14 protein-coding genes are annotated in these 17,338 nt (G+C 59.3%); 5 read left to right on the forward strand and 9 right to left on the reverse strand.

Features of this window, described 5'->3' with window-relative positions:
• Nucleotides 1–82: 82 nt before the first annotated feature.
• Nucleotides 83–1,060: a bile acid:sodium symporter family protein gene (locus HMPREF2896_RS03605; RefSeq protein ID WP_070643609.1), complete on the reverse strand. Its 978-nt coding sequence runs from the start codon at nt 1,058–1,060 to the stop codon at nt 83–85.
• 109 nt (nt 1,061–1,169) lie between these two features.
• Here HMPREF2896_RS03605 and HMPREF2896_RS03610 point away from each other — a divergent pair, with 109 nt between their 5' ends.
• Nucleotides 1,170–4,091: an FAD-binding and (Fe-S)-binding domain-containing protein gene (locus HMPREF2896_RS03610; protein ID WP_070717797.1), complete on the forward strand. Its 2,922-nt coding sequence runs from the start codon at nt 1,170–1,172 to the stop codon at nt 4,089–4,091.
• A gap of 69 nt (nt 4,092–4,160) precedes the next feature.
• On the opposite strand, the gene HMPREF2896_RS03615 is transcribed toward HMPREF2896_RS03610, so the two are convergent.
• From HMPREF2896_RS03615 to HMPREF2896_RS03640, 6 genes are all read right to left on the reverse strand, one after another.
• Complete coding sequence (locus HMPREF2896_RS03615) at nt 4,161–5,291, reverse strand: ABC transporter ATP-binding protein (RefSeq protein ID WP_070717801.1); 1,131 nt, start codon at nt 5,289–5,291, stop codon at nt 4,161–4,163.
• A gap of 26 nt (nt 5,292–5,317) precedes the next feature.
• Complete coding sequence (locus HMPREF2896_RS03620; protein ID WP_070717802.1) at nt 5,318–6,628, reverse strand: ABC transporter substrate-binding protein; 1,311 nt, start codon at nt 6,626–6,628, stop codon at nt 5,318–5,320.
• 71 nt (nt 6,629–6,699) lie between these two features.
• Nucleotides 6,700–7,671, reverse strand: a complete 972-nt coding sequence (locus HMPREF2896_RS03625; RefSeq protein WP_070717804.1) for a carbohydrate ABC transporter permease — start codon at nt 7,669–7,671, stop codon at nt 6,700–6,702.
• The gene (locus HMPREF2896_RS03630) at nt 7,672–8,646 is read right to left on the reverse strand and encodes a carbohydrate ABC transporter permease (protein ID WP_070717805.1); all 975 of its coding nucleotides are present in this window, start codon (nt 8,644–8,646) and stop codon (nt 7,672–7,674) included. It lies immediately after the preceding gene.
• A 233-nt stretch (nt 8,647–8,879) separates the two neighbouring features.
• Nucleotides 8,880–9,602 carry a glycerophosphodiester phosphodiesterase gene (locus HMPREF2896_RS03635; protein WP_070717808.1) on the reverse strand — a complete coding sequence of 241 codons (723 nt, stop codon included), beginning with the start codon at nt 9,600–9,602 and terminating at the stop codon, nt 8,880–8,882.
• 58 nt (nt 9,603–9,660) lie between these two features.
• Nucleotides 9,661–10,953, reverse strand: coding sequence for a class I SAM-dependent methyltransferase (locus tag HMPREF2896_RS03640; protein ID WP_070717811.1), 1,293 nt, complete (start codon nt 10,951–10,953; stop codon nt 9,661–9,663).
• A 186-nt stretch (nt 10,954–11,139) separates the two neighbouring features.
• On the opposite strand from HMPREF2896_RS03640, the gene HMPREF2896_RS03645 reads away from it, so the two are divergent.
• Nucleotides 11,140–12,483, forward strand: a complete 1,344-nt coding sequence (locus HMPREF2896_RS03645; RefSeq protein WP_070643616.1) for an NAD(P)/FAD-dependent oxidoreductase — start codon at nt 11,140–11,142, stop codon at nt 12,481–12,483.
• A 98-nt stretch (nt 12,484–12,581) separates the two neighbouring features.
• On the forward strand, nt 12,582–13,418 hold the full coding sequence (thiD, locus tag HMPREF2896_RS03650) for a bifunctional hydroxymethylpyrimidine kinase/phosphomethylpyrimidine kinase (RefSeq protein WP_070717814.1): 837 nt from the start codon (nt 12,582–12,584) through the stop codon (nt 13,416–13,418).
• Here the strand turns inward: thiD and HMPREF2896_RS03655 are convergent.
• Nucleotides 13,415–14,017, reverse strand: coding sequence for a class I SAM-dependent methyltransferase (locus tag HMPREF2896_RS03655; RefSeq protein ID WP_070643622.1), 603 nt, complete (start codon nt 14,015–14,017; stop codon nt 13,415–13,417). The genes thiD and HMPREF2896_RS03655 overlap by 4 nt on opposite strands.
• Before the next feature lie 83 nt (nt 14,018–14,100).
• On the opposite strand from HMPREF2896_RS03655, the gene corA reads away from it, so the two are divergent.
• On the forward strand, nt 14,101–15,174 hold the full coding sequence (gene corA, locus HMPREF2896_RS03660) for a magnesium/cobalt transporter CorA (RefSeq protein ID WP_070643624.1): 1,074 nt from the start codon (nt 14,101–14,103) through the stop codon (nt 15,172–15,174).
• Nucleotides 15,175–15,177: 3 nt separating this feature from the next.
• Here corA and HMPREF2896_RS03665 read toward each other — a convergent pair whose 3' ends face one another.
• Nucleotides 15,178–15,624, reverse strand: coding sequence for a PaaI family thioesterase (locus HMPREF2896_RS03665; protein ID WP_070446653.1), 447 nt, complete (start codon nt 15,622–15,624; stop codon nt 15,178–15,180).
• A gap of 43 nt (nt 15,625–15,667) precedes the next feature.
• Between HMPREF2896_RS03665 and gndA the strand changes: the two genes are divergently transcribed.
• A complete protein-coding gene (gene gndA / locus HMPREF2896_RS03670; protein ID WP_070446654.1) occupies nt 15,668–17,125 on the forward strand; it encodes an NADP-dependent phosphogluconate dehydrogenase in 1,458 nt (485 codons plus the stop codon).
• Nucleotides 17,126–17,338 lie beyond the last annotated feature (213 nt).

The raw sequence follows: 17,338 nt of genomic DNA on the forward strand, positions 1-17,338 counted from the left end.
TTCATAGGTGGTTGTGCCCCACTGCTGCCAAAAGTGCCAACCACCTATCACGAGCCCTTAATCTACTCAGCCTGCCTAGAAACTACGCAGTAACAGCAGCTTCAGCAGCCTTCGCATCTTCCTCGATGGGTTTACGGCGCACGATGGCGGAGAAGAGCGCACCAGTAATATTTGCCCACACCGCGGCGACCACACCCGGAATCGCCGCCTCCGGAGTGAAGAACTGCAGCGCCAATGCCGAGGCCAGACCGGAGTTCTGGGTCGCCACTTCAATTGCCGTGGTGCGTGCCGCTGCCTCGCGCTGGCGAGCAATTTTCGCCAGATAGTAGCCGAAAAGAAATCCGATGAGATTCTGGATAGCCACGCCCACGAATACCACGAGCCCCACGGTCACGAGCTTGTCCTGGGACTTTGACACCACCGCCATGACCACGCCGCCGATGCCAGCGATGGCCACCCACGGCAAGGCCGGCAGAACCTTGTCCACAGCTTTAGTAGCAATCACGCGCAGCAACAGGCCCAGGCCCACCGGAATGAGGACGGTCTGGACCAGCGACCACACCATGCCGGCACCGTCAACCTCTGCGGTTTGTCCCGCCAACCACAGCATGAGCACCGGCGTCATGATCGGCGAGACGAGGGTTGACACCGAAGTCATCGCCACCGACAACGCTACATCGCCCTTAGCCAGGTAAGCCATCACATTGGAGGCAGTACCGCCGGGCACAGACCCGAGGAGGATGAGGCCGACAGTGGCGGCGTCGGAAAGCCCTAGCATTTTCGCCACGAGCACAGCACTCGTCGGCATGATGGCAAATTGACAAATAACGCCCAAGAAGATGGGCAGCGGGCGCTTCGCCACTAGGGCCAGGTCCGGAATAGTCAGGGTAAGGCCCATGGAAAACATGATGACCATGAGCAACTGCGAGGTGTACTGCCCCACCGGTTCAAAGGTACTGGGACTCACAAAGGCGACAATGGCGCAGGCAATAATAACGATGGGAAAGATGTAGACGGCGAGTTTCTCGCCGGTCTCCCCCTCTGTACGCGGGTTCGTCATGGTGTTTCCTTTCCAGAGTATGTCTCACTAGATGAATTGAGTATCCCATATGATGAACCTCACGTACCCGTTTTGGTCCAGATTTACTGTCACGCGATAGATTAGAAATATGTCCAAGCTTTTAAGCCCCGATTCCTCTCGTTTCTCCCGCCCAGCCGGCACCACGAGCCAGGCCGACGCGGTTTCTGCACACTACAAGAACGGCTCCCCCGCCGAGCTGGTGGCGGACATGGAAGCCATCGTTGGTCACGAGAACGTGCACGGACGTCTCAGCGACCTCGTGCGCTTCTCCTCTGATGCCGGCCCTTACCGCTCCATCCCGAACATCGTGGTCTCCCCGCGCAACGCCACGGACCTCGCTGCGCTGATGAAGTACTGCGATACTCACGATCGCCACATGACCTTCCGCGCAGCAGGAACGTCGCTGAACGGCCAGGCCATGGGCGATGACATCCTCGTCGATGTCAAAACCCACTTCGGCGGCATGGAGGTGCGCGAAGAAGGCCGCAAGCTGTGGTCCCGCCCCGGCGTCATCTTGGGCGATGCCCAGGCGGTACTCTCCCGCCACGGCTTCATGCTGGGGCCGGACCCGGGATCCACGTCCGTGTGCACCATCGGTGGCGTGCTGGCCGATAACTCCGGCGGCATGCGCTGCTCTTTAGAGCGCGATAGCTACCACAGCATTGAAGAGCTCATCTTCGTCCTACCTTCGGGCACCATCGTGGATACGTCCCGTGGGGACGAGGCCTTCCGCAAGCAGGAGCCAAAGCTCCACGCCGATCTACTGGCCTTCCGCGACAAGCTGCGCGCTAATACCGAGATGGTGGACTTCCTGCGCACTAAGTTCTCCATCCGCAACACCAATGGGCTGCGAATTGACGCCTTCCTCGATGAAGACGAACCCGTGCACATCCTCAAGCGCCTGCTCATCGGTTCCGAGGGCATCTTCGGCGCCATCACGGAATCCGTCATCCGCACGGTGAAGCTACCGCGTGTGAAGGCCACGACGTGGGTCGAGCTGCCCAACCTGCGTGATGCCGCAAACTACGTGCACCCCATCATGGAAACCGGCGCGGAAGCCTGCGAGCTTCTCGTCGCCCCCGTGATGCGCCGCTCCGCCGAGCACTATGCGCATGCGCCGGAATCCTGGCGCAACCTTGATGATGATGCCGCGGCACTTCTCGTCGAGGTGGGCGGCAGCGACGAGGCAGATTTGGACAAGGCCATGGATCGCCTACGCACCGTGCTTGCCGACGCCCCACTACTCCGCCCCCTCGAATTCCTCACCACCGCGGAAGGTATGCGCGGTGCGTGGGAGCTGCGCAACGGCCTCTATGGCCTGCTGGGCGCAGACCGCCCGAACGGCACGGCGTACATCACCGAGGATGTCTGCTTCCCGCCCTCTCAGGTTGGCGAAGCCGCAGCAGACCTGTTGGACTTGCAGGCTAAGTACGGCTACCCGGAATCCGTCATGGGGCACGCTGCTTTTGGCAACCTGCACTTCTTCTTCACCCCGCGTTTTGATGTCGAGGAAGAGCGCGAGTCCTATGCCGCGTTCTTGGATGATCTGGCCGAGCTGGTCATTGATAAGTACCAGGGCTCAATGAAGGCCGAGCACGGCACCGGCGTAAACATGGCTCCCTTCCTGGAGCACGAGTGGGGCACAGAGGCCTTCGAGCTGTTCTGGGAAGTCAAGAACATGATCGATCCCAAGGGCATCCTGGCGCCGAACGTGAAGCTTACACGCGACCAAACCATCCACCTGCGCAACTTCAAGTCCTTCCCGAAGGTCGAGAATGAAATCAACCCGTGTGTGGAGTGCGGCTTCTGCGAGCCTGTCTGCCCCTCGCGCCACGCCACGGTGACCCCACGCCAGCGCATCGTGCTGCGCCGCGAGATGGCCCGGCAGCAAGAAGGCTCGGAGGTGCTGGCGCAGCTACAGAAGGAGTACCAGTACGACGCAGTCGACATGTGCGCCGCAGACGGCACCTGTTCTATCCCCTGCCCGATTAGCATCGATACAGGTGCGGTCATGAAGCAGCTGCGCGCGCAACAGGCTACCCCGGCCCGCGAGAAGGTGGCACTGACGACGGCGCAGCGCTGGGAACTGGTGGAAAAGCTTGCCCGCGCTGGCATCATCTCCGCCAACAAGATTCCCCACAAGCCCCTCGAGCTGGGCGCCAACATGGCTCGCAACGTGGTAGCTCCCGACTTGCTGCCCACCGTCCCGGGGCCGCTTCCGAAGGCCGCATCGCGTCTGCCGGAAACCCCGCGCGAGGGCGCTGGCGCACTCTACTTCCCTGCCTGCATCAACCGCATCTTCGGCCGCCCAGCCGGCGCGGCCAAGGATTCAGTCGACCTCCCGCGCGCCATCGTGGAACTAGGACGCCGCGCTGGCCAGCCAGTGTGGATTCCGGAGGACGTCGCGGGCGATTGCTGTGGTACACCGTGGTCGTCCAAGGGCTACAAGGAAGGATTTGAGTACCAGGCTCAAAAGATCGTGCGCGACCTCTGGCATTGGTCGGAGCACGGCCAGCTGCCCATCGTGGTCGATGCTGCCAGCTGCACCCACGGGTTGCTAGATTCCGTTCCTGAGGTGCTCTCCCCTGCTGACCGCAAGCTTTGGGAGGATCTGCGCATCCTCGATGTCGTGGAATGGCTGCGCGATGAAATCGCCCCACACCTGCCCATCGTGAAAAACATGGGCAGCATCGCCGTACACCCAACCTGCTCGACTGACCACATGGGTATGAGCCAAGCGCTCGTTGACCTGGCAAACCTCTGCGGCTCTGCCAAAGTCCCGGAGGGCGCGATGTGCTGTGGCTCCGCCGGTGACCGTGTCATGCTGCACCCGGAGCTTGTCGAGTCCGCCACACGCGAGGAGCGCGTTTCTCTCGACGCGGAACACTTCGACGCCTTCGTCTCCGATAACCGCACCTGCGAAATGGGCCTGGAGATGATCTCCGGGCGGACCTATGAATCAATCGCAGTGCTGCTGGAGCGGGCCTCCCGTCCGGTCGTCACTCCATAGCAACGCGCCGGTGGCAATACTCCTCGTCGGGAGCTCTGCCACCGGCGCAACAGATGTGGTGGAGCCGGGTTAGAGATAGTCGTAATTGATTTCGGTGTCCGGGGCGAAAAACACGCACCCGCCCTTCATTGGGCGCAGGTAGATCGTGTCGCCCTGGTGCACGTCAATGCCGCGCGGCACCTTCACTGTGATCCGGCCACCGCGGACCACGGTTCCGTCATTGGCCGACTCTTCGCGCGCACCATAGACGTACAGCTCGGAGCCTAAGTGCTCCACAATACCGACCCGAACCAGTATCCCATACTGTTCACCTGGCTGGTTGACGCCAATGATTTCCCAATTCTCTGGGCGAACACCAACGAGGACGTGCTCCGCTCCCACCTTCGCGGCCTGCTCCCGTGGCATGTAATAGTCCAACGCATGATCTTTGCCGCTGACAACACGGCCGTCAACGAAAGGTACATTGTCGATGAGAGTCATAGCCGGCGAACCGATGAACGTCGCGACGAAGGAATTACCGGGGTTCTCATACAGTTTTTTAGGCGCGTCGACTTGCTGAATAATGCCCTGTTTGAGGACACACACGCGATCACCCATGGTCATTGCCTCAGTTTGGTCGTGGGTGACATAGACCGTGGTGGTGTTGAGCTCGCGCTGCAATTGAAGGATCTGCGCACGCGTGGATACGCGGAGCTTCGCATCCAGGTTGGAGAGGGGCTCATCCATGAGAAAGACCTTGGGCTGGCGCACGATAGCGCGTCCCATGGCCACACGCTGGCGCTGACCACCCGACATTGCGGAGGGCTTGCGATCAATAAGGTCCTCCAGCTCCAGCATTTTCGCAGCGAAGCTCACGCGCTCTTCGATGGTTGCCTTATCCACCTTGGCATTTTGCAATGCAAACGCCATGTTCTGGCGCGCTGTCATGTTGGGGTACAGCGCATAGGACTGGAACACCATGGCTACATCGCGGTCCCGCGAGCGGGTCTCGGTAACGTCGGCCCCGTCGATGAAGATCTGGCCTTCGTCGATCGGCTCAAGCCCAGCGAGCATACGCAACGTCGTAGACTTGCCGCAACCAGACGGTCCGACGAGTACTAGGAACTCGCCGTCTTTGATATCGAGGTTAATGCGGCTGACCGCCGGGGGCTTCTTCGGATCATAAATCCTGGAAGCTTGGCGGAATTCAACAGTAGCCATGGTGTCCTTTCAAACGATCCGAAGTGTTACTTGAGCTTCGGGGTGATGTCGCGGTCGATAACGCTCTGCGTCTCCTTTTGCAGGTCACCGAATGCGGACTCCACGTCCTCATTGCCCACAGTGATGCGATCAAGAACGCCACCGATGCGCTGTCCACCACCCGGTACGAAGACGCGAGCGTAATCCTGCGGCTTGGTGTTCTCGTTGAGCTGCTCGATTGCCGTCTGGGCGTTCGGGTTCTCCTCCAAGAACTTCTTCTCCTCTGGATCATCCAGGGCGTCCTTGCGCACCGGCATGTAACCCGTCTTCTGGGAGAACTTGATGGTGTTCTCGGTGTTCGTCAGGAAGTCAATGAACTTGACCGCGTTAGCCTTGCGCTCGTCAGAAATTCCAGCAGGCACGGCCAGACCAGCACCACCGGTGGCTGCCGAAGGACCGGGGCCTGGCAAGTAGGTGGTGATGAATGGAATCGTCGCCGTCTCCTTCAGGCCGCCCAGGGAACCGGTGGACTCCAGCAATCCAGAGGCCTTGCCAGAGCCGAAGGCTACAGTCGGGTCGGTGGAGATTTCGATGTGACCGGCCTTGACCTGGTCCTGCAAGAACTTGCCGGCTTCGATGGACTCCTTCGAGGTAAAGTTCGGTTCCCACTCATCAGAGTAAGAACCGCCAAAGGCCCAAATCATGCCTTGGAAGTACCAGTCGAGATAGCTAGAGCCATCCGGGACGGTGACGGCCGGCTTGTCGAGCTTGTCCTTGATTTTGGTGGCCCACTCGTCGAATTCTTCCCAGTCCTTCGGGCCACGGTCGGTGGGAAGGCCAGCCGCCTTGAGGTCATCGGTGTTCCAGTACATCAGGTTCGTGGAGCGGGAATACGGAACGCCGTAGTGCTTGTCGTTGTACTTGTAGTCTTCGCGCAGGGTGTCGACGTAGCTCTCATAGTTGATGTTGTTCATCTCCCAGAGTTCATCGAGAGGCGTCGTGGCTTCATTCAGTGCGAAGTTGAACCACGTGACGTCAGAAGCAACGAGAACGTCGGGAAGGTCGCCACCTGCGAGGGCAGCGTTAAAGCGCTGTGCAACTTCTTCGTAGTTGGAGCCTGCGGTGACCAGTTCGACCTTCAGATCTGGGTTCTCCTTCTCGAATTCATCAATGAGCTCTTGCTCTATGTCACGGGAGGAACCCGGGTGGTTGGACCAGAAGGTGATGGTGTTGGCGTCGCCGCCGTCTTTTGAGTCGTTCCCTGCGGTGGTCGAACCACCTGCACAGGCGGTCAAGGACATGGTGGTGACAAGCGCCGCGCAAGCGGCAACGATGCGAGTAGAAATTTTATGAGACATGGGGAGGTTCTCCTTGAGAAGTGAAGAGTTGGGTGGACTTGTTCGAGTTGGGCCTCGGGATGGCAGGCAGGCTAGCCCTTGACTGCTCCAGCAGTCAGGCCCTTAATCATCGGCTTCTGGAGTATGAGGAAGATGATGATCATGGGCAGGGTTGTCAGCACTGTGCCGGCCATCACCGGCGCCCAGTTGGTCACGCCTTCCGCATCCTGCAAGCGGGTCAGGCCCACCGGAAGGGTGGCTGCAGCCGGTGTATCCGTAATCAGGAAGGGCCACAGGTATTGGTTCCACTCATTGACCACGGTGATCAGGACGAACGCGGACAGCGTTGGCCACGACATGGGCAGGACCACTCGGAACAAGGTGGTGAAGAATCCTGCCCCGTCCATGCGCGCGGCCTCGAGAATCTCCGGCGGCAACGATTGGAAGTGATTGCGCATGAGGAAGGCACCGAACGCCACGCCCGCCAACGGGATGATGACTCCAGCGTAGGTGTCTCTCCAACCCCATGACGCAACCAACGAGTAGTTCGAAATAATGGTGATCTGGTTGGGCACCATCAACGAGGCGATGATGAGCAAAAACAACAGATTCCGGCCGGGGAAGCGAATGAAAGCGAAGGCATAGGCAGTCAGCACTCCGAGGACTACCTCCACCACCGTGAGAATCAGCGTGATGATGATGGAATTTCTCAGATAACTCGAGAAGCCAGAGGTCTGCCAGACATAGGAATAGTTTTCTTCCTTGAAAGGATTAGGCCAGAAAGAAATCGGATCCGAGTACACATCCTGGAAGGACTTAAAGCTGGTGATGAAGATGAAGTACAGCGGCACCACAATCATCAGCACTGTCAGAACCAAGGCAATATAGCCGACGACCTTCGTTGCTGGATGGCCGTGATCAGCCGGCTCACCTTTACGGTTGCGCTGGGCCTCGGTGATGACTGGGGCTGCGAGGGACTGCGAACCAGGAACCGGTGGAAGCTCACCTTTCGCTTGCGGGAGCCCCACCTTGATGGAAGCCGGAATTGCGCGTTTTTCGGACATTTACTTATCCATCCTTTCCTGCAACTTGATCTGCAGCACCGTAATGACAAGCACGACGAGGAACATGATGGTGGCCACGGCAGCGCCATAGCCGGCACGGTTGTTGATGAACGTCTCTTGGTACACCTGGAAAACCATCGTGGAGGTTCCATAACCAAACGGTCCACCGCCGGTCATCGCGTTGATAATGTCGAAGACTTGGAAGGAATTGAGCAGCACGGTGATTAACAAGAAAAACGTGGTGCCGCGAAGCTGCGGCAGGACCACACGGAAGAAATGGCGCGCGGCCGGAGTGCCGTCAATCTCCGAAGCCTCATCGAGGTCGCGCCGGCGCCCCTGCAGAGCAGCAAGATAGATGACGAAAACGTAGCCGACGTTCTTCCACACGTAGGTCACCGTAATCATGAACAATGCCCAGTTCTGCTGCTGGTAGAAGTTCGGCACATCGACCCCGATTAAGCCCAGGAAGTATTGGATAAGACCGTAGTTGGGATCGAAGACGAACTGAAAGGCAACGCCAATCGCCGCGCCCGCGATGACATAGGGCGCGAAAACAATTGAGCGCACCGCCGCGCGGCCAAACAGTTTCTGGTCCAGAAGCAATGCCAGCGCTAGCCCCAGCACCATCGAACCGACCACCGCGAAGAAGGTGAAGACGACAGTGTTGAACACCACGCGTCCCGTATCTGGCGCTTGGAACCAGTCGATGTAGTTCTGCAGACCGACGAAAGTCATCGTCGGCGATGAAATATTCCAGTTAAAGAAAGAGATGCGGATGTTATCGACCAGTGGTCGATAGGTGAAAAGAATGAGAAGGAGAAGGTTCGGGCCAATCAGCAATGCCGCTAGGCCGATCTGGCGCCAGTCGAGCTTTCGCTTGCGTGGGTGGCGCGCGTACTCCTCGGAGACGATCGGCTTCTCGGTAACAGGAGGGATCGTAGCCGTTCGCCCGCTCGCGGGGATGGTTTTTGCCATGCAGAAAAAACTAGACCAAGTCAGTAAACAAAAAGTTTACTCGACGTTTTGATTGAATAAACAAAAAGAAAATTCCCGGGGCCGCACCCACAAAAGCACCCCATACGCGTGGGTTACATCACATAAACGCACAGGAGAGGAATCTATAGAAACTCCTGAATACGGGAGTGCCACCGTCGATATAGCTAGACCTTTGCGGCCATGAACACAACGGCTCCGAGCGTAGCTTGGCGCTAACTCGCTGCGCGCACAACGTCGAGTGCTAGCTCTGGCAAGTCCGTTGCCATGAGCTCTACCCCGTTGTTACGACACCACTCCATGTCCTTCGGTAAATTCACCGTCCATACGTAGGACTGACTGTCGACGCCTGCAAAGAAATCAGCTTCCAACCGCGCCTGGCGAATGGAAGGCCCGAAGCCCGAAGCGCCCTCGAGAGAATCTGGTAGTCCCGCATCCGGTTCCAAGAGAAGAAAGGATCGCAGGGATGGCAATAGGCTTCGGAAGCGCGCAATTGCTTCAGGGTTAAAGGAAATCAGGCTGAACCGTGGATCGGCATCGAGATGTCGGTTGCGCAGGACTTCGGCCACCGACTCTTCGAGTCGCGCCCCGAAAGGAGACGGGTGCTTCGTCTCGATAAGCAGCTGCTTTCCGGGGTATGACTCGATGAGGTCCACAAGTTCGTCGAGAAGCAGGATGCGTTGAGGATCCTCGTGGGTACCAAAGTTGAGTCCGCGCAGCTCCTCCAGTGTCATGTCACCGACAGAGCCGGTGCCATCCGACGTGCGATCCACAGTCTGGTCGTGGATAACCACAACCTCCCCGTCCTTGGTCAGGTTGACGTCACACTCCACACCGGCCACATCAAGCTTGAGAGCCTTCTCGAAGGCACGGTACGTGTTCTCCGGGTACCACCCGTTATAACCTCGGTGCGCGATAATACCTGTGCGGTCTGCCATACTCTCTTCCTCCGAGCCGCAAAGTGGTTGTGCTTCTGGCGCCGCCCAGTGTAGACCGCTAACGGCGGCCTCCGCGGTTGCGGTGGGTCGCCACCACGTGCACCGCATCCAGCATCCCTAAGGTGAGCAGCGCCTCGCGGAGAGCAAACTGGAACGTCCAAAGGCGGCGGAAAACCTGGTCGAAGCCCGCTGCCGCAGCTTCGCGGTGCCGCCCGTCGAAGAAGCTGCGCTGGTAACGAAGCGTTTCCAGGTAGTGGGTTCCGGTGTGGGTCTGAGCGATGATGCGCAGGTTGGAGCGCCTATCGAAGAGTCGGTGGGTCTCCTCCAGCGTCGGGTAATCCAGGCCAGGCCATATATAAGCTCGCAGAACCTGAATCGCGGACTGGGCGGCCGGAGTCATCGCCTCGGTAGCAAAGAGCGATCCCATGGCCACTCGCCCACCGCTGACCAGCGAGCGATCCAGCATCTGCACATAGCGCCGGCGCTCGGGAGCCGATAGCGTCTCTAGCTTCTCCACGCTCACTATCGCGTCATAGCGCCCGCGCCACTGCTTCGGATTGGGCAACGCCGTTTCGATGCCCTGCACATGGACAGAATCAGCGGCTCCCTCAAGGAGTAGTTGTTCGTCGAACAGCGCCTGCTGCTCAGCATCCCCCGTAAGGACGTCAACGGTGGCGCGCCGGGCAACGGCTTGAATTGCTACCTGCAGACCAGTCGCCGGATAAACCAGAAGATGTGTGCCGGCGCCGGTGCGGGTGGCGTCGAGAAGCCACTGTGCAGCGCGGCGCTGCGCATCGCCCAAGTCCTCACGGTCGGTGTGCGTCGGCTCGGTCACACTTGTCACATCGACGAAGTGCTCTTTGGGTTCTTTGCTCCCCACCCGCGCACTATAGCTGCGCACCGCTTCACGCACCGTTGTGGGAACGCCGCTAGCAAAGATGCCGCCCGAATGGCTGAGGGAATCACCCGCATACAGTTTCACCACATCAAGAGGCAGCTCGCCCGGGCTCGAAGTCTCCACCGCAAGCTCTTTCGCCTTCGGCCGGTAGCCCACCCCCAGCAGCCGCAGGAGAACGTTGACCAAACGATCGGAATCGGGCGTCGTCCACTCCCCTGCCATATAAGACTCGGCTAAGCCCAGCCAGCCAGAATCGGCGATGCGGGAGAAGAGGGCGTCGTGAAGCACGGCTAGATCTGGGTCCTCGCCGTCCAACTCGACCCCAGCTTTGGAACACGCCTGCGCAAATTCCGCCTCCGACCGGTCGCTTTTGAAACGCAGCAGGCGTGAAGAAGGTACGGTGGCCACGCCCGGCCACGCCGCAGCGTCAATCGAAGCCAAGTGGGAATACACGCTCTAGCCAGCCTTCCTCATCGCACACACGTATTTTCTTAGACTAAAACGGGCGGGCCACGAACAGGTGGAGGCGCGGCCTAAAAAGCCAGTTAATAACCCATAAAGTATGCATGTACCGCTAGAAAGGTTTAGACTAACTCGGGTAAAATAATCTAGCTTTCTTAAGGAAGGTATTCAATCACCATGGCGCACACCCCCTACCGTCCTAGTAACGGCCGCCACCACGTCGTTGTTATCGGTGCCGGCTTCGGCGGCATCAACGCCGTTAAGAAGCTCAAGGACGCGGATGTTGAGATCACCCTGATCGACAAGAAGAACCACCACCTCTTCCAGCCGATGCTTTACCAGGTCGCCACCGGCGTCATCTCCGCCGGTGAGATCGCCCCGTCCACGCGTCAGATCCTGCGCCACCAGGACAACGTCAACTTCGTCAACGGTGAGGTTACCGACGTCAACATCAAGGATCAGACCGTCACCGCAGAACTTGACGGCGCGGTTCGCACCTACGGCTACGACTCCCTCATCGTCGCCGCCGGCGCTGGTCAATCCTACTTCGGCAACGACCACTTTGCCGAGCACGCACCGGGCATGAAGACGCTTGACGACGCCTTCGAGATCCGCTCCCGCATCATCTCCGCCTTCGAGAAGGCTGAGTTGGAAGAAGATCCTGCCAAGCGTGAGAAGCTGCTGACCTTCGTCATCGTCGGAGCTGGCCCGACTGGTGTTGAGCTCACCGGCCAGATTGCTGAGCTGGCACAGCGTACGTTTGCTGGCGAATACTCCAACTTCGGTTCTTCCTCCGCCAAGATTTACCTGCTGGATGGTGCCCCGCAGGTCCTTCCTCCGTTTGGCAAGCGCCTCGGCCGCAAGGCTCAGCGCACCCTGGAGAAGCTGGGCGTTGACGTGCGCCTCAACGCCATGGTTACCGACGTCACCGCTGACGCCGTCACCTACAAGAACATGAAGACCGAGGAAGAGGTCAGCATCGAGGCCGCGACCAAGATCTGGTCTGCCGGCGTCGCTGCTTCCCCGCTGGGCAAGCTTATCGCTGACCAGGCAGGCGTGGAGGCGGACCGTGCCGGCCGCGTCTCTGTCAACGAGGACCTCACGGTTGGTGAGTACAAGAACGTCTACATCGTCGGCGACATGATTTCCCTCAACCGCCTTCCGGGTGTGGCCCAGGTGGCCATCCAAGGTGGCAACCACGTGGGCAAGCTCATCGAGGCCAAGATCGATGAAGAGTCCACCGCTAACGAGGCCGAGCCGTTTGAGTACTTCGACAAGGGCTCCATGGCCGTCATTTCCCGCTTCAACGCAGTGGTCAAGCTGGGCAAGACTGAGTTCGCTGGTTTCCCGGCTTGGATTTCCTGGCTTGGTCTGCACATCTTCTACATCGTTGGCTTCCGCAGCCGCACCCTCGTTGCGCTGCACTGGCTGCTCAACGCCTTCTCGCGCGACCGCGGCAATCTGGAGATCACCCAGCAGCAGCGCGTTGCTCGCAACGTGATTGACCGCGACCTCCACTAGGTCTTACGCGTCTTTTAAGGAGAGAGGATATATCCTCTCTCCTTTCTCTTTGCCCATGTACGGTAGAAGGAAGAACAGCCTAGCTTAAGGAGAAAACCGTGAGCCAACCTGCGCTGCCTCGTGTCCTCAGCATTGCCGGCACCGATCCCACGGGCGGCGCTGGTATTCACGCCGACCTCAAGTCTTTTGAGGCCGCTGGGGCCTACGGCATGGCCGTGGTGACCGCCCTGGTGGCGCAGAATACGCAGGGCGTGCGCGCTATCCACACCCCACCGGTGGACTTTTTGCGCGAACAGCTGGAAAGTGTCAAGGACGACGTGACTATCGACGCCGTCAAGATCGGCATGCTGGGCTCTGTTGCCATTACCGAAGCGGTGAGCGACTTCATTACTTCCCTCCCTGCGGGTGTGCCGGTGGTCTGCGATCCGGTCATGGTCGCCTCCAGCCGTGACCGCCTGCTCGAGCCGGAGGCGGAACGCGCAGTACGTGAGCTGGCTTGCCGCGCGACAGTGGTCACCCCCAACCTGCCGGAGCTTGCAGTCCTCGCGGGCGTAGCAGAACCGCGCACCTTTGATGATGCTCTTTCTGTTGCAACCGAGTGGGCCCACGAGAACGACACGTGGGTCGTAGTCAAAGGCGGGCACCTCGATGGTGCTCAGGCCGATAACGCGACCGTAAGCCCTTCCGGCGAAATCACGCGCGTGCCCTGCCCGCGGATTGATACGAAGAACACGCACGGCACCGGCTGCTCTCTGTCCTCTGCCCTAGCGGCGCGTTTGGGCGCGGGCCAATCCCTCGACGAGGCACTGGTATGGGCAACTGAATGGCTCCACGAGGCGATCGTGCATGCGGATGCGCTCCACGTCGGGCACGGACACGGCCCCGTTGACCACGGCCACCGGCTCCGGCGCCTCGCCGCGGAGGCACAAAGTTAGCCCAGTAGATCGGCGCCTGGGCGGGTAAGCACGGCCACCATGAAGGTGGAATTCTCCTTAAAGACCTTCATGTCCCAGGATGCAAAGATGAAATCGACCCGATAACCCAGTGAGCGAGCGAGGTCGAGGAAGTCCTCAAAGCCCCAGCCGCGGCCCTCGCCAAAACCGACGACGAAGCGGCCGCCGGGGCGTAGCGCGTTAAACACATTGCGCAAGGCCGCCTCACGCCCTTCGGTAGCAATGAAAGTCATGACGTTGCCCGCAGCCACGGCGATGTCGAAGTTATTCTCGGGGATTTCCTCCTCGGAAAGATCACCTACCTCCCAGCGGGCCTCCGGATAATCGTTGACCGCATGTTCGATCAAGATGGGATCGACATCCACGCCCACGACGGTATGCCCGCGTTTTACCAACTCACCGCCAAGACGTCCGGAACCGCAGCCGGCGTCGAGAACGCGGGAGTGGCGTTCACTCATGGCGTCGATAAGCCGGGCTTCCCCATCGATATCCTTGCCCTGGGCCCGTAGCGTCTTCCATTTCCGTGCAAAGTTGTGGGAATGGGCGGGATTCGCTGCAGTTACTTCTTTCCAGGTAGGCATGACAACGAGTATAGGCCTTTAGAGGTGTAAGATTTAGCCGCTCTTATAAAACGCCTATACGAAGCGAAGGAGGCTGAGACACGATGCCATCTGTACCGTCACCATTCAAGCCACGCAAGAAAAACACTTCGGACAATAATTCGCCGAGTTTTTCTGTGCCTGTCGAGCGCGCCATTGAGCACTGCCGAGTGTTCATCGACGGCGAGGCACTGCCCGGTGAGTTCACCCCGCACAGCGCGCTGCAAACCGTGGAAGAATACGGCCGCGGCTTCGTGTGGGTAGGCCTGCATGAGCCCTTAGAGTCCCAGATGACGAAGGTGGCGGCTGAGTTCCGCATCCACGAACTCATCGTTGAAGACACGGTCCAGGCCCACCAGCGCCCGAAATTAGAGCGCTACGATGACCAGCTTTTTGTGGTGGCACGGTCAGTGAACTACCGTGACCACGACGAAGTGGCCGACAAGCGCCAGATCATTTCCACGGGTGAAATCCAAATGATCATCGGGGATACGTTCATCATCACGGTGCGCCACTCTGCCAAGTTGCCCAACTTAGCCTACGTGATTCAGGATGAACAGGACCTAGTTGAGCAGGGCCCCATATCGCTCGCGTGGAAGATTCTGGACATGATGGTGGACCGCTATTCGGAGATCTGCCGCCTCATCGCCATCGAGGTCGACGAACTAGAAGAAGAAATCTTCACCCCGAATTCGCTGCCCAACATTGACCGTATCTACATGTTTAAGCGAGAGATTCTGGAGATGAAGCACGCGATCGTGCCGCTCTCGCCGGCTTTGCGGGCGATGGTCGCAGACCACAAGGATCTCATTCCGAAGACGATTCGCTCCTATCTGCGCGATGTCAACGATCACCAGCTCGTCGTTCAAGACCAGGTGGCGGGCTTTGACGAGCGCTTGACCTCGCTTATCGACGCCTCCGTCGCCAAAATCAACATGCAGCAAAACTCCGACATGCGCACGATCTCTGCGGTGGTTGGCATGTGGGCCGCTCCGACGCTCGTGGCGGGTATCTACGGTATGAACTTTGATGTCATGCCGGAGCTGCATTTTCCTTGGGGCTATTACGGGGCAATTGGCCTCATGGTCTTGGTCGTGGCCGGAATGTGGTGGTGGTTCCGGCGCAATAACTGGCTGTAGGGGCTACTGCACCACCATGGTGCGCAGTGTGGAAGCAGCGAGAAGTACATCGCCCTGGCTGATTTTTACTTCCCACAGCTGCGTGCGGCGGCCCTTGTACAGCGGCGTAGCGACGGCGCTGACGGTGCCTTCGGCTACCGGTTTAAGGAAGTCTGTGTTGTTGTTCACGCCGACAACCGGCTTGCCCGCGAGAATGAGGCTGCCGACAGATGCAGTGGACTCCGTAATCGTGCAGAAAAGCCCGCCATTCGCCACGCCCCACGGCTGGTGGTGGTCTGGAACGACGTCGACCTCGGAGCGAATCTCATCAGCCGAGATGTGTGTGAAGCGCAGTCCGATGAGCCCGGCAAGCCCCTGTGGGTGAGAGTTGATGAGGTCAAGTTCCTCGGCGTTGAGCGGCCGTGTTTGGGATACCGCGACAAACTTTTCAAAGATTTCAGAGTGTTTCATGCCACACCAGGTTAGTGGATATCGGTGACGTAGGATGGTGGACATGACTCAAACTGCTGAAAAGACAGATCTCGCTCAGATTGGCGTTGTGGGCCTCGCTGTAATGGGCTCCAACCTCGCGCGTAACTTTGCCCGAAACGGAAATACCGTCGCGGTCTACAACCGCAGTCCGGAAAAGACCCGCGCGCTCATCAGTGAGCACGGTGATGAAGGTACCTTCATCCCGTCCGAAACTGTCGAAGATTTCGTTGCCTCCCTCGAGCGCCCCCGCAAGGCAATCATCATGGTGCAGGCTGGCGCGGCTACCGACGCCGTCATCAATCAGCTCACCGAGGCGATGGATGAGGGCGACATTATTATTGATGGCGGCAACGCCTTATTCACGGACACCATTCGCCGTGAGAAGGAGGTGGCGGCTAAGGGCCGTCACTTTGTCGGCGCGGGAATTTCCGGTGGTGAAGAAGGCGCGCTCAATGGCCCGTCCATCATGCCTGGCGGCCCAGCAGAGTCTTGGGAGACCCTGGGCCCAATCCTTGAATCGATCGCAGCAGAAGTGGACGGAACGCCGTGTGTGACCCACATTGGACCGGATGGCGCGGGTCACTTTGTCAAGATGGTGCACAACGGCATCGAATACGCCGACATGCAGGTTATCGGTGAGGCATACCAGCTGCTTCGTTATGGTGCAGGCATGGAACCAGCTGAAATCGCTGAGGTTTTCCGCGAGTGGAACGCCGGCGACCTGGACTCCTACCTCATTGAGATCACCGCCGAAGTGCTGGCACAAAAGGATCCGGAGACAGGTGCCCCGCTTGTCGACGTCATCGTGGACGCCGCCGGCCAGAAGGGCACCGGCCGTTGGACCGCCATTAATGGCCTCGAGCTGGGCGTGCCGATCACCGGCATTGCGGAATCGGTGTTCGCGCGTGCGCTCTCCTCTGCCACCGCTCAGCGTGCAGCTGCCCAGGAGGGCCAGCTGCCCTCCGGAACCATTACCGAGCTCAACGTAGATAAAGCCGAGTTCGTCGAAGACGTTCGCCGTGCACTGTATGCCGCAAAGCTCATTGCCTACTCTCAGGGCTTCGATGAGATCAAGGCTGGCTCCGAGGAGTTCGGCTGGAACGTGGACCCACGTGACTTGGCTACAATCTGGCGCGGTGGTTGCATCATTCGTGCGAAGTTCCTCGACCGCATCCGTGAGGCCTACGACAACAATGCCGACCTGCCTGCCTTGATTTTGGACCCGTATTTCAAGGGCGAGCTGGAGAACCTCATCGACCCGTGGCGCCGCGTCGTCGTTGCTGCAACGCAACTGGGCCTGCCGGTTCCGGTGTTTGCCTCTTCCCTCTCCTACTACGACAGCTTGCGAGCCGAGCGCCTCCCTGCTGCTCTAATCCAGGGCCAGCGCGATTTCTTCGGCGCCCACACCTTCAAGCGTGTGGACCGGGACGGCACATTCCACATCGAATGGTCAGGTGACCGCTCCCTGACCGAAATGTAGCCGCCAAGCCCCTCCCCCGAGGGGCTTTTCTTATATCTGTTCCGCCGAACGTATTCTCCCTTCTCCGGCTGCGCCCCTCACCGTTCCTGCGGAGCGCTCCTAGGCGCCACACGCCGCCGTTCCCGCCATGGCTCACATCCTCTCGCCCGCAGCCACCGTTCACCCAGCCTCCCCCTGTCCGCAGCCACCGTTCACCCAGCCAATCCCGTCCCC

Origin of the sequence: Corynebacterium sp. HMSC069E04 (assembly GCF_001813175.1) — a bacterium.
In the GTDB taxonomy this organism is placed as follows: Bacteria; Actinomycetota; Actinomycetes; order Mycobacteriales; family Mycobacteriaceae; genus Corynebacterium; species Corynebacterium aurimucosum.